We start from the raw sequence: 13,297 nt of genomic DNA, 5'->3' as shown, positions 1-13,297 counted from the left end.
ATTTTTTTGACATTTAAGGAGACATATAGTAGAGTGGTAAGAGAAAAATTTAACTTGATAAGAAGAGAGTCCTACCATGTATCTAACCCATCATTTTAAAGAGCGCTTGCGCTTGTTTATCAGTCTATTTATCCCTCTTCTGGTCTATCAACTTGCTAACTACTCTGCTAGTTTTGTAGATACAGCCATGACTGGTCAGTATCGTACCCTTGATTTGGCTGGTGTTTCTACGGCTACGAGTCTATGGAATCCCTTTTTTACTTTCCTGACAGGAATTGTCTCTGCCCTAACGCCGATTGTCGGGCATCACCTAGGCAAGGGAGACAAAGATCGGATTGCTAGCGATTTTTATCAATTTCTTTATATGTCATTTGGTATGGCTGTTCTCTTAATAGGCTTTGTCTGGGGGATTGCGCCAATCATACTCAAGCAGATCGGCTTAGAAGATGTTGTTGCTCAGATAGCCATTCGCTACTTATATTTCCTTTCTCTAGGAATCCTACCCTTGTTGCTCTTTAGTATCGTGCGAACCTTCCTGGATACGTTGGGAATGACGCGTCTATCGATGTACTTAATGCTCTTGCTCTTGCCTTTGAATGCCTGTTTTAACTATGTCCTTATCTATGGAGCCTTTGGTGTTCCAGAGATGGGAGGAGCAGGAGCAGGCCTGGGGACCTCTCTGGCCTACTGGGTTCTACTAATTATTGCAGTTTTGATCTTATGCAAGCATCCCAAGGTAACTCCTTATCAATTGTGGAAGCCACAACCTTATGATCTTAAAGGGGTCAAAGAAGTATTGCACCTTGGCCTTCCAATCGGGGGAATTGTTTTTGCTGAAGTCATTATCTTCTCACTTGTTGGACTGCTCATGGCAAAATTCCCATCACTCACCATTGCTAGTCACCAATCTGCTATGAACTTTTCAAACATGATGTATGCTTTCCCAGTTAGTATCTCAAGCACCATGGCCATTATTGTATCTTACGAACTAGGAGCCGGAAGACCGGAGGTAGTGAAACAATATTGCCGTTTGGGACGATTGACAGCCTTTGGCTTTGCGATTATTACCCTTGTCTTTCTATATACATTCCGCTACCAACTGGCTGGATTGTATGGCAAGGATCCAATCTTTGTTCAGCAAACAGCTATATTCATGACCTTTAGTCTCTTTTTCCAAGTAGCCGATACCTTTGCAGCCCCCCTACAAGGAATTTTGCGAGGCTATAAGGATACAACCGTTCCTTTCTTATTAGGAGTCTTTAGTTATTGGAGTATCTCTATTCCTCTAGGGATTTTCCTTGATCATGTGACTGACCTCGGTCCCTATGCTTATTGGATTGGCCTCATTTCTAGCCTTGTCGTGAGTGGAATCTGCTACCAACTTCGACTATGGCAGATACAAAAGAAATACCAAAATTCCTAAAAGAGGCTGGGACAAAAGTCCTAGCCTCTCAATTGCCTTTGGATTATCGAGCAAAACGCAGTGGTTGAGTGGGCTCTCCTACGCTGATTTCATCAGCTTTTACAGCCCTACTCAACTGTGCGGAGGTGGGACAACGAAATCGAATTCTAACGAATTACCGATTTCTGTCCCACTCTCTTATTTAGTGCGCATTTCACCTTGAGGGAAGTAGGTTCCTTCAGGCATATCATTGATAATGACATGAACAGCAGATTGCGGAGCACCTGTATTCCGAACGACAGCCTCGGTTACTTCCTTGGCCAAAGCTTTCTTTTGCTCCAAGGTGCGCCCTTCGAATAAATCAATACGTACAAATGGCATTGCGCCACCTCCTTTATAAATCTTAACCTTATTTTATCACATTTTATATGAAAAGGAGGAGTCTATGTAGATGTTGCGAGTATAAGTTTAATAACCATATAAAAATTTTTTACCAATATTTAGTACTACCTACTTACATAACTTCACTTATTATGGTATAATTAATTTGTGAGAAGTGGTCTCTCACTATGCGTTTGTCATTTTGTCAGGGAAATGATAGACGCTTTTTTTATTCTCAAATAACAAAAATGAAGTGGCAACAGAGTGAAATTTTTGCTAGTGCAAACAGGAAAAACAAGGCTTCGTAGAACTCTACGTCCATAGTCCATCATCCAATGGTGAACCTCTCTATAAGTTGCCCTAATTTACTGCCCGTGTTATAATATAATGAAACACATTTTAGAGAGAACAGAAGGAAAATGGCACAATTATATTATAAATATGGGACCATGAACTCAGGGAAAACCATTGAAATCTTGAAGGTGGCCCATAATTATGAAGAGCAAGGCAAGAGCGTCGTCATCATGACCTCGGCAATCGATACACGAGATGGAGTTGGAGTAGTTTCTAGCCGGATCGGTATGAAACGAGAAGCTATGGCCATTGAAGATGAGACAGATATCTTCGGTTATATCCAAAGTTTGGAAGAGAAACCCTATTGTGTCTTGATCGATGAAGCTCAGTTTTTGAAACGCCACCATGTCTATGACTTGGCTAGGGTTGTTGATGAACTGGATGTGCCGGTGATGGCTTTTGGCCTCAAAAATGATTTCCGAAATGAACTCTTTGAAGGTTCCAAACACCTCCTCTTGTTAGCGGACAAGATTGAGGAAATCAAAACTATCTGCCAATACTGTTCCCGCAAGGCGACTATGGTCTTGCGTACCCAAGCGGGAAAACCCGTCTACGATGGAGAGCAGATTCAGATCGGTGGACACGAGACCTATATCTCGGTTTGCCGCAAGCATTATTTTAATCCAGATATTAAGCAAGAAAAGAAATCTTAAGGAGCAAACATGAATATCTATGATCAACTACAAGCTGTAGAAGACCGTTATGAAGAGTTAGGAGAATTGTTGAGTGACCCAGATGTGGTCTCTGATACCAAACGCTTTATGGAGCTTTCAAAAGAAGAAGCTTCCACTCGTGATACGGTGACTGCATACCGTGAATACAAACAAGTCCTTCAAAATATCGTCGATGCTGAAGAAATGATCAAGGAAGCAGGCGGCGATGCGGACTTGGAAGAAATGGCTAAGCAAGAGCTAAAAGATGCTAAGGCTGAAAAAGAAGAGTACGAAGAAAAACTGAAGATCTTACTTCTTCCAAAAGATCCAAACGATGACAAGAATATTATCTTGGAAATCCGTGGGGCAGCAGGAGGAGACGAAGCTCAGTTGTTTGCTGGTGACCTCTTGCAGATGTACCAAAAATACGCAGAAAGCCAAGGCTGGCGTTTTGAAGTCATGGAAGCTTCCTACAATGGCGTTGGTGGGATCAAAGAAGTCGTAGCCATGGTTTCTGGTCAATCAGTCTACTCGAAACTCAAGTATGAATCTGGTGCCCACCGGGTACAACGCGTTCCTGTGACTGAAAGCCAAGGTCGTGTCCATACCTCTACAGCAACCGTTCTGGTCATGCCAGAAATCGAAGAAGTCGAGTACGACATTGATCCAAAAGACCTTCGGATTGACATCTACCACGCATCTGGTGCGGGTGGACAGAACGTCAACAAGGTCGCAACAGCCGTTCGTATCGTCCACTTGCCGACCAATATCAAGGTAGAGATGCAGGAAGAACGGACTCAACAGAAGAACCGTGAAAAAGCCATGAAGATTATCCGTGCGCGTGTGGCTGACCACTTTGCTCAGATTGCCCAAGACGAGCAAGACGCTGAGCGGAAGTCCACTATCGGTACTGGTGACCGTTCAGAGCGGATCCGGACTTATAACTTCCCTCAAAACCGTGTGACCGATCACCGGATTGGCTTGACCCTTCAAAAATTGGATACTATCTTATCTGGTAAACTGGACGAAGTGGTCGATGCTTTGGTCTTGTATGACCAAACACAAAAACTAGAAGAGTTGAACAAATAATGTTGTTGGGACCATTATTAGCTCAGTATGAAGAAGCATTAATAGCCGTTGGAGAGGAAGCAGAAAGCCTCTCCTTCGCGTATCGAGCTTTAAAAAACTGGACCTTTACAGACTTTGTCCTTGCCTTGCAAAAAGAAGTGGAAGCAGAGGACCAGGACTTGCTTGAATCCATCTTTGAGCAGTTGAAACATCACTTCCCTGCCCAGTATATTATTGGCAGCGCAGAATTCTGTGGCCATGTTTTTACAGTTGACAAGCGCGTGCTGATCCCACGACCAGAGACAGAGGAGTTGGTGGATCTCATACTGGAGGAAAACGATGAGGAAGCCTTACGAGTTCTAGATATCGGAACAGGTAGTGGTGCCATCGCCATTAGCTTAGCCCTTGCTAGACCTAACTGGCAGGTTCAAGCTAGCGATGTATCAGAAGAAGCTTTATCCCTTGCTCAAGAAAATGCTAATCAGTTAGAAGCAAATGTTTCCTTCAAGTCTTCAGATGTTCTGGATCAGTTATCAGGACCTTATGACCTGATTGTGTCCAACCCTCCCTATATCTCTCGGGATGATGTAGAAGAGGTTGGAGCCAACGTACTAGCCTCTGAACCCCACTTAGCTCTTTTTGCGGATCGTGATGGATATGCCGTCTACGAAAAGATTGCCCAACAGGCACCAAGTGTTTTAACAGCAGATGGAAAGGCTTATCTAGAAATCGGCTATAAGCAAGGAGCTAAAGTAAAAGAACTCTTTCAAGAGGCATTTCCCAACAAACGCGTTCGCGTTCTGAAAGACCAATTTGGACAAGATAGAATGGTAGTAGTAGACAATGGATCTATTTGAAAAAGAATTAGAGGCTGGTCACGCAGTTGTCTTACCGACAGAAACCGTCTATGGCCTCTTTGCTAAAGCTTTGGATGAAGCAGCAGTTGATCAGGTATATGCTCTAAAGCAGCGCCCTCGCGAGAAGGCTATGAACCTCAATATTTCCAGTGAAGCAGAAATTCGATTTTATTCGAAAAATCAACCACCCTACCTATCCAAATTGATTGCAAGTTTTTTACCAGGTCCTTTAACCATCATCCTTGAGGCTAATGAAGAAGTCCCAAGCTGGATCAATTCTAGGATGGCTACGGTTGGCTTTCGGATGCCAGCTCATCCAAAGACATTGGAATTAATTCGTAAAACAGGTCCCTTGATTGGACCTTCTGCCAATCTCTCAGGGAAAGCTAGTGGAACCCAGTGCCAGCAAATTCTTAAGGAACTTGGCCATGGTGTTTTAGGACTCGAAGACGATAGCTTTCTAACTGGACAAGACTCAACTATTCTAGACCTTTCGGGTTCTAAAGCCCGAATCTTGCGTCAGGGTGCTATTACACGTTCGGAGATCCTTGAGCGTGTACCAGAGTTTCCTTTCTGGGAGGAAGAAGATGTTACGTAACCTTTTATCAACGGATGTGGAGTCTTTAAGTCAGATTAACGAGCAAGCATTAGGCTACTCTTTTTCTACTGAGAAAACAGCCCGGCAACTAGCTAAATTGATCCAGGATTCCCACCATTTTTTCATCGGGTTTGAAGATGTTAAGTCGCATCAACTACTTGGTTATGTTCATGCCGAAGTTTACCAATCCCTCTACTCAGAACCTGGTTTTAATGTTCTGGCTCTTGCTGTTTTACCAGATCAGCAAGGGAAAGGCATCGGGAAAATTTTGCTTCAAGGATTAGAAGAAGAAGCAAAACGAAGAGGATACGCTTTTATTCGCTTAAACTCTGCTGACTACCGCACTGAGGCTCATGCTTTTTACGAGCATGTCGATTATAGCTGTGATAAGCTACAAAAACGTTTTATTAAATTTTTTTAAAGGAGTAGATCTATGATTTTTGACAAAGAAGATTACAAAGCCTATGATGCTGATCTATGGAATGCCATCTCCAAGGAAGAAGAACGTCAACAAAACAATATTGAGTTGATTGCTTCTGAGAATGTCGTCTCTAAGGCGGTTATGGCAGCTCAAGGATCTATTCTGACCAATAAATATGCCGAAGGCTACCCTGGTCGTCGTTACTACGGCGGGACAGATGTGGTCGATGTGGTTGAAAGCTTAGCCATCGAACGTGCTAAGGAAATCTTTGGAGCTAAGTACGCTAATGTTCAACCGCATTCAGGAAGTCAGGCCAACTGCGCCGCCTATATGGCCTTGATTGAGCCTGGCGATACAGTTATGGGGATGGATCTGGCTGCTGGTGGACATTTGACACACGGAGCTTCTGTAAGCTTCTCAGGGCAAACATATAACTTTGTGTCCTACAGCGTGGATCCTGAAACAGAACTCTTGGATTTTGACGCCATCTTAAAACAAGCCCAAGAAGTGAAGCCAAAACTCATCGTTGCTGGTGCCTCAGCCTACTCTCAGATTATTGATTTCTCAAAATTCCGTGAGATTGCGGATGCAGTAGGAGCCAAGCTCATGGTTGACATGGCCCATATCGCTGGCTTGGTAGCAGCGGGTCTTCATCCAAGTCCAGTTCCTTATGCCCATATCACGACCACGACCACTCACAAGACCCTTCGTGGCCCTCGTGGTGGCTTGATTTTGACCAATGATGAAGACTTGGCTAAGAAGATCAATTCAGCTATCTTCCCTGGTATTCAAGGAGGACCTTTGGAGCATGTCATCGCAGCTAAAGCAGTAGCCTTCAAGGAAGCACTGGATCCAGCCTTTAAAGAGTATGCAGCGAACGTCATTAAAAACAGTCAGGCTATGGCGGATGTCTTCTTACAAGATCCTGATTCCCGTGTCATTTCAGGCGGAACTGAGAATCACCTTTTCCTTGTCGATGTGACGAAAGTCGTTGAAAATGGGAAAGTGGCGCAAAACTTGTTGGACGAAGTCAACATTACTCTCAACAAGAACTCCATTCCTTACGAAACTTTATCACCATTCAAGACCAGTGGGATTCGGATCGGTGCAGCAGCCATCACCGCTCGTGGTTTTGGAGTAGAGGAAAGCCGTACAGTGGCTGAACTGATGATCAAAACCTTGAAAAACGCAGAGAACCCAGCTGTATTAGAAGAAGTGCGGAACCAAGTCAAAGCCTTGACAGATGCCTTCCCACTTTACGAGGACTAAACCATCTTATGGACATTTACGTAAAAAAAGCCATCATTCATCAATTTAGCCCAGATGATACCGATCTCTATCTAGCAGACAAATTCCTGAATATCACCCCCAAAATTGAGGAATACTTGCGCAAAAAGATTGAGCGGGTCTATTCCGATGAGGCCAAGACCGGCATTTTTGAGGAAGACAATCCATTCCTTGAGATGATCACGGATGATCTCCTAGAAACTTCAGTAGCCGTAGCCAATCGCTGGAAAGAAGAATTCGTCGTCTCTGAGAATCAAAAGACCAACGATTTGGTGTTTATCCAATTCTCAAAAGAAGGGGTGGATCATTTTGCCTTTCTTCGGATCGCCTTACGGGAAACCTTGACCCATCTTGGTGGGGAAGTGGATAATCCGATTAAGTTGACGCAAAACAATCTACCTGGCTTTGGAACAGGCGCCGATGAGGCTTTGGTCATTAATCTTCAAAGCCGCAAGTACCATTTGATCGAAAAACGAATCAAGTACAATGGCGCTTTCTTGAACTATTTCTCTGAGAAACTCCTCCAGGAGCAACCCAAGATTTCACCTAAAAAATCGATCAAGGAAATCGAAAAAACGGCCCAACGGATTGCTGAGAACTTCCAACAAGGTGATTTTCAGTTCCAATCCAAGGTCAAATCAGCAATTTTCAACCAACTGGAAGAAGAGAATGAATTGTCACCTGAAAAGTTAGCCAATGATTTGTTCGATAACAACTTAACGGCTCGACTCAGCTTTGTCGATGAGGTGAAAGAGACTATTCCAGATCCTGTTCGCTTCGATGAGATTGATGCCAGCCGCCAATTGAAGAAATTTGAAAACCAAAAACTCTCCCTTTCAAACGGAATTGAGCTTTTGGTCCCTAACCATGTTTACGAAGATGCCGAATCGGTAGAGTTCATTCAGAATGAAAATGGGACCTACTCGATCCTCATCAAGAATATAGAGGACATTCAGAATAAATAATGATGAAACGAATAATAAAAATTTTCTTTTGCCTCTTGCTCGTCTTTTTCATATACAAGGGCTATCAGATACACCGGGATGTCAAACAAGTCATGACTTATCGTACCTTAGTGCGTGAAGTACTGGCTGAGGAAGATACCGGTACGAATGAAGATCTGATCCTTGCTATGATTTATACAGAGACCAAGGGTAAGGAAGATGATGTCATGCAGGCCAGTGAAAGTGCAACAGGCCAGACTAATTCTATCACCAATAACAAAGAAAGTATCCGCCAAGGAATTCAAACCCTCTCTGAGAATCTACGAAAAGCAAAGGAGAAGGAGGTTGATCCCTGGACAGCAGTTCAGGCTTATAATTTCGGACAAGATTACATTGAATATGTAGCAAAAAATGGCGGAAAAAATAGCCTTGAATTAGCCCGTAAATACTCAAAAGAAGTGGTTGCACCGAGTCTTGGAAATGTCACAGGGAAGACCTATCTTTATCTCCATCCTATTTCATTTTTACATGGCTCAGAGCTCTACGTTAATGGAGGAAATTATTATTATTCACGTCTCGTTGAAATGAATCAGTTCATCATGAAACTATTTTCCTGGTTCTAATACAAGCAGTCGCTCTAAACAAGGGAAGAATCCCTTGTTTTTTATGGAGCAAACTGTCATCTGATTTTAAAGAAGCTGTAAGCCAGTCTTAAGATAAAAAGGATAGACTAGAAGGGAGGCAAAGGGATAAAACCTGCTTCCTTTTTATTGTCCAAAAGAGGTTTAGTATGATAGAAGTAGTTATGGAGAAGGTATGAAACTATTCAGGAAATTTATTGGAATCTTTATTGTTGGCTGGTTGGCACTCCTTGCAAGCTCTTCAGCAGTTTTTGCAGACGCAACCATTCAGAAAGTCATTGATCAAAAATATAGCCAACCTGACTATGTCATTGGCTCATCATTGGATGAATTTCAAGTCGAGCAAACCCTCAGTCTCTTGATGTATAACGAAGAAAAGGAGAAGGAATGGAAAACCATGAATCCTTCTGCTTATACTAGTTTTACTATTGATGAGAACGGAGATCATTATTCCTCCGTTAAACTACAGAAACAAGCCAAGAAAGCGCCTATTAGCGTGCACATTGTCACTCCTCAAAATATAACAGAAGTAACAACGGATATGCATCGCAATGCACTGACCACTCTTGGGCTAGAACATGCCGAAATCACGATTGCGTCTCCAACAGAAGCATCAGGCCTGAGCGTTCTTGCAGCGGTATCATATTCTCTTGAGCAAAATGGTAGCACCATATCTGATGAAAACAAAACATTTGCTCAGGAAGAATTATCCCTGCTTGCAACGATCTATAAAGAGAGTGCCCGTAAAAAAGGCTTCCATGAAGATAAGCTCAATGTAGCTGTCATCGATCTTAAAATCGCAGCTCTAACAGGAAGCAATCAAGATAAAAAGCTCGAGAAGAAAGATTTCCAAAAGCTGGTAAAAAAGATTCTGGAAACTTATCAATTAGAGGGTGCTATAACGGATGAACAAACCAAACAATTAGTTGATTTTGCTAGTAAGCTTTCTAATAGTCAGCTAAGATCTGATAAAAACCTTGTCAAGTCCCTCAAAGCTCTAAAACAGGATATCATTGAGAAAGCAGGAGATAGCTTTAATACGATTGATACCAAGCTCAATACAGAAACACTACTGAAAGAAACCAACAAGCTTCCTTTGTATCCTATGATTGGACTGGGAGTCCTGGTTCTCCTTGGAATCGGATTAATAGTTTATCGTTTTCATATTCGACAAAACAAGAGGAAATAAACTATATAAAAAAAACAATAAGGATGATTTGAGTTCAAATACAAAGTATTCTTAGAAACTTTCCTTAAGTTAGTGCGGAAATTTCAAAATTGCTCGTATAATTTTAACAACAAGTAATCATCATTATTGATTCAAAGAGATAATTTTATGTAAGATAAGATTAGTGTGCATACATTAAAAAGCCATCGAATGATGGCTTTTTAATCTGTTACTTCGATTGAGAGATAAGGCATACCTAAGATTTTTCCGAAAATACCTAGAAGTGTTTTCATAGCCGATCCTTTAATAATAGCTGTTTGACCAGCTTTTACGATCACTTCCTTAGAACGTGTGAAGGCTCCTCTTTGATCTACGTAGACCTTAACCATATCAAGTCCTTCAGGAAGCGGAAGTGTAACGGTTTCGTCTTTGCTTAAGTTGGCAACACATTCTCCATTGATATAAACGTTTACCTTCATTAATACACCTACAAGGCCAGTTTGACGCGAAACTGTAATTTCAGACATTTGATTCTCCTAACTTTATGAATTCCTTACTCAAAAGGAATAGATTTAAAACTATCATAACATAAGTACGAGCTTCATACAAGAACCTGTTTCATTCTAGATTATTTAATATTAATCTAACACCCAAATAGAGTTCACAAGTTCCGCCTACATTTTCTTTGTTTTTTGAATTAGGAAATTTTGCTCCTTGATATAGACTGCCTGGAACTGGTCTAGAGGTAGAGGTTATTTTGATTATAAACGCTGTCTTACATATATAAAAAAACGCTGAAATCAATAATTTCAAGCGTTATTTTATCAAGTCATTTTATTCCCACTCAACAGTTGCAGGTGGTTTACTTGTGATATCGTAGACGATACGGTTAACGTGGTCAACTTCGTTTACGATACGAACTGAGATTTTTTGAAGGACTTCCCAAGGGATTTTAGCAAAGTCAGCTGTCATTCCGTCGATAGAAGTGATAGCACGGATGGCAATGGTATAGTCGTAAGTACGACCGTCACCCATAACACCTACGGAACGAACGCCAGTGTTAACAGTGAAGTATTGCCAGATATCGCGGTCAAGACCTGCTTTGGCAATTTCTTCACGAAGAATCGCATCGGATTCACGAACAGTTTCAAGTTTTTCTTCAGTGATTTCACCCATGACACGGATAGCAAGACCAGGTCCTGGGAATGGTTGGCGCCATACGATGTGGTCTGGCATACCAAGTTCAGTACCAAGTGCACGAACTTCATCCTTGTAAAGAGTGTTAAGGGGTTCGATGAGTTCAAACTGCATGTCTTCTGGAAGACCACCTACGTTGTGGTGAGACTTAATAGTTTGAGCAGTATCCGTACCTGACTCAATGACGTCTGTATAAAGTGTTCCTTGCGCCAAGAATTTCACGTCTTTTAGCTTGCTTGCTTCGTCATCAAAGACATAGACAAACTCGTTACCGATAATCTTCCGTTTTTGTTCAGGGTCAGATACACCTGCCAATTTATCCAAGAAACGTTTGGCAGCGTCTGCTTTAACGATATTCAAACCAAACTTACCACCAAGCATATCCATCACTTGGTCAGCTTCCCCTTTGCGAAGAAGACCGTGGTCTACAAAGATACAGATCAATTGATCTCCGATCGCTTTTTGGAGAAGAACACCAACTACAGAAGAGTCAACACCTCCAGAAAGTCCGAGGAGAACACGTTTGTCTCCAACTTTTTCACGGATTTGTTTGATTTGCATCTCGATGAAATTATCCATGGTCCAATCGCCTTTGGCACCACAGATATTCAAGGCAAAGTTACGAAGGATATCATAGCCATGAACTGAGTGACGAACCTCTGGGTGGAATTGGATACCATAGATTTTCTTATCTGGGTTTTCAATCGATGCATACGGACAGTCAGCAGAAGTACCTGTACGAACAAAGTCAGCAGGAATTTCTGTAACAGCATCCCCGTGGCTCATCAAGACCAATTGTTTGTCTGGTGTGCCTGCAAAGAGAGCAGAAGACTCCGTCAAGCTAAGCTCAGATTGACCATATTCACGGTTACCAGCATCACCTGCAGGAACAACCTTCCCACCAAGCTTGTGAGTTAATAACTGCATCCCGTAGCAGATTCCCAAAATCGGAATCCCGAGTTCAAAAATTTCAGGATCAATGTCAAAAGATCCTTCTTCATACACTGAGTTTGGTCCGCCTGAAAGAACGATCCCAACTGGATTGATTTCACGCACTTCAGCTGCAGTAATCTTGTGACTCTTCAATTCTGAAAAGACACCAATCTCACGAATACGACGAGAGATGAGCTGATTGTACTGGCTACCGTAGTCAAGCACGATGATTTTTTCAACATCATGCAAATCAGTTGATAGGTTTGTCATCTTTTCCCCTTCTTCTAGAAAATTCTTTTCCTCTATTCTAACACAAAAGCCCCTTCATTACCAATCAAGACTGACTAGGATTGAAGATTTAACAAAATTGCGCTACAATAGGTTATAACACACAGAAAGAGTAGCAAGATGATTCCAGCTTACATACAAATTCACGATCAAATTAAAGCCGAAATTGACCAGAAAATCTGGAAAATTGGACAGCGCCTTCCTAGTGAGCGGGACTTGGCTGAGAAGTTCCAGGTTAGTCGGATGACCCTCCGTCAAGCCATTACCCTCTTGGTAGAAGAAGGAGTACTGGAGCGCCGTGTTGGTAGTGGTACCTTTGTCGCTAGCACGCGCGTCCAGGAAAAGATGCGGGGGACGACTAGTTTTACTGAAATCATGAAGGCCCAAGGAAAGATCCCTTCGACACAGGTTATATCCTACAAACGCACCATTCCTAGCCTTCAAGAAGTAGATAAGCTTGGTATCGATAAGACTGAAACAATTGTTCGAATGGAACGGGTTCGTTATGCGGATGGTGTACCAGTCGTTTATGAAGTTACCTCCATCCCAGAGAAATTTATCAAGAACTTCAAGAAAGAAGAAGTGACCAGTCATTTCTTCCAAACCTTGGAAAAGCACGGCTATCGAATTGGTAAATCTCAACAAACTATCTATGCACGATTGGCCAAAGAAAAGATTGCTGAATATCTGGAAATCCCCAAAGGACAGGCCATCCTTGGATTGACCCAGGTTTCTTATTTTGATAATGGTATCGCTTTTGAGTATGTAAAAAGCCAATATGTTGGAGAGCGGTTTGAATTTTACTTAGAAAATAATTGATTTACATAAATTATATTATGTAAATCATATAAGAAGTTTTTATGTCTCGAATTAAATTTGATGCTGTTTCAGCACCTCTAAGTGGACACCTTTATCCTGTCCTCTTACTTTTAGCCCCATTATTGAATGACTCTAACTATGAGATTCGGATTTTTACAAGGCCTCAGAAGCTAAAAGTAGCAGAAGTCATGGGCTTTACTCTTGTCCCTATTATGGAAAACCAGATGGAGCAGGGATTTTCTTTCAATGCATCAAAAATGGGATTCAAGCTTTAATCCTTTCGCAT

Annotated in this window: 15 protein-coding genes; 12 read left to right on the top strand and 3 right to left on the bottom strand. The window is 42.0% G+C overall.

Going from position 1 to position 13,297, the window contains the following annotated elements:
• The first annotated feature begins 76 nt into the window (after positions 1-76).
• A complete protein-coding gene (locus tag ADH27_RS04490) occupies positions 77-1,423 on the top strand; it encodes an MATE family efflux transporter (RefSeq protein WP_048716035.1) in 1,347 nt (448 codons plus the stop codon).
• Positions 1,424-1,600: 177 nt separating this feature from the next.
• Here the strand turns inward: ADH27_RS04490 and ADH27_RS04485 are convergent, their stop codons facing one another.
• Positions 1,601-1,783, bottom strand: a complete 183-nt coding sequence (locus ADH27_RS04485) for a 4-oxalocrotonate tautomerase (protein WP_001117401.1) — start codon at positions 1,781-1,783, stop codon at positions 1,601-1,603.
• A gap of 419 nt (positions 1,784-2,202) precedes the next feature.
• Between ADH27_RS04485 and ADH27_RS04480 the strand changes: the two genes are divergently transcribed.
• The 9 genes from ADH27_RS04480 (at position 2,203) to ADH27_RS04440 (ending at position 9,795) form a co-directional block, all read left to right on the top strand.
• Positions 2,203-2,790: a thymidine kinase gene (locus ADH27_RS04480; protein WP_048716033.1), complete on the top strand. Its 588-nt coding sequence runs from the start codon at positions 2,203-2,205 to the stop codon at positions 2,788-2,790.
• Positions 2,791-2,799: 9 nt separating this feature from the next.
• On the top strand, positions 2,800-3,879 hold the full coding sequence (gene prfA / locus ADH27_RS04475; protein WP_003007273.1) for a peptide chain release factor 1: 1,080 nt from the start codon (positions 2,800-2,802) through the stop codon (positions 3,877-3,879).
• Entirely contained in the window at positions 3,879-4,715 is an 837-nt protein-coding gene (gene prmC, locus ADH27_RS04470) for a peptide chain release factor N(5)-glutamine methyltransferase (protein ID WP_048716031.1), read from the top strand. The genes prfA and prmC overlap by 1 nt, the downstream gene beginning before the upstream one ends.
• On the top strand, positions 4,702-5,313 hold the full coding sequence (locus tag ADH27_RS04465) for an L-threonylcarbamoyladenylate synthase (protein WP_048716029.1): 612 nt from the start codon (positions 4,702-4,704) through the stop codon (positions 5,311-5,313). The genes prmC and ADH27_RS04465 overlap by 14 nt, the downstream gene beginning before the upstream one ends.
• A complete protein-coding gene (locus ADH27_RS04460; RefSeq protein ID WP_048716027.1) occupies positions 5,303-5,734 on the top strand; it encodes a GNAT family N-acetyltransferase in 432 nt (143 codons plus the stop codon). The genes ADH27_RS04465 and ADH27_RS04460 overlap by 11 nt, the downstream gene beginning before the upstream one ends.
• Before the next feature lie 12 nt (positions 5,735-5,746).
• Positions 5,747-7,003, top strand: coding sequence for a serine hydroxymethyltransferase (glyA, locus tag ADH27_RS04455; RefSeq protein WP_048716026.1), 1,257 nt, complete (start codon positions 5,747-5,749; stop codon positions 7,001-7,003).
• A gap of 8 nt (positions 7,004-7,011) precedes the next feature.
• Positions 7,012-7,986, top strand: coding sequence for a nucleoid-associated protein (locus ADH27_RS04450; RefSeq protein ID WP_048716024.1), 975 nt, complete (start codon positions 7,012-7,014; stop codon positions 7,984-7,986).
• On the top strand, positions 7,986-8,588 hold the full coding sequence (locus ADH27_RS04445; protein WP_048716022.1) for a lysozyme family protein: 603 nt from the start codon (positions 7,986-7,988) through the stop codon (positions 8,586-8,588). Before ADH27_RS04450 ends, ADH27_RS04445 begins: the two co-directional genes overlap by 1 nt.
• 193 nt (positions 8,589-8,781) lie before the next feature.
• Positions 8,782-9,795, top strand: a complete 1,014-nt coding sequence (locus tag ADH27_RS04440) for a DUF1002 domain-containing protein (protein WP_048716020.1) — start codon at positions 8,782-8,784, stop codon at positions 9,793-9,795.
• A gap of 200 nt (positions 9,796-9,995) precedes the next feature.
• On the opposite strand, the gene ADH27_RS04435 is transcribed toward ADH27_RS04440, so the two are convergent.
• Together ADH27_RS04435 and guaA are read right to left on the bottom strand one after the other, a co-directional pair.
• The gene (locus tag ADH27_RS04435; RefSeq protein ID WP_048716018.1) at positions 9,996-10,301 is read right to left on the bottom strand and encodes a hypothetical protein; all 306 of its coding nucleotides are present in this window, start codon (positions 10,299-10,301) and stop codon (positions 9,996-9,998) included.
• A gap of 307 nt (positions 10,302-10,608) precedes the next feature.
• A complete protein-coding gene (gene guaA, locus ADH27_RS04430; protein ID WP_048691204.1) occupies positions 10,609-12,174 on the bottom strand; it encodes a glutamine-hydrolyzing GMP synthase in 1,566 nt (521 codons plus the stop codon).
• A gap of 138 nt (positions 12,175-12,312) precedes the next feature.
• Here guaA and ADH27_RS04425 point away from each other — a divergent pair, with 138 nt between their 5' ends.
• Together ADH27_RS04425 and ADH27_RS04420 are read left to right on the top strand one after the other, a co-directional pair.
• Positions 12,313-13,011 (top strand): GntR family transcriptional regulator, encoded by a 699-nt coding sequence (locus tag ADH27_RS04425; RefSeq protein ID WP_048716017.1) that lies wholly within the window; start codon positions 12,313-12,315, stop codon positions 13,009-13,011.
• 41 nt (positions 13,012-13,052) lie between these two features.
• On the top strand, positions 13,053-13,286 hold the full coding sequence (locus ADH27_RS04420) for a hypothetical protein (protein ID WP_048716014.1): 234 nt from the start codon (positions 13,053-13,055) through the stop codon (positions 13,284-13,286).
• The last annotated feature ends 11 nt before the right edge of the window (positions 13,287-13,297 follow it).

The organism is Streptococcus sp. 343_SSPC, from assembly GCF_001072385.1.
Lineage (GTDB): Bacteria > Bacillota > Bacilli > Lactobacillales > Streptococcaceae > Streptococcus.
The sequence above is the reverse complement of the archived record's forward strand: the minus strand, read 5'-3'. Positions and strand labels throughout refer to the sequence as shown.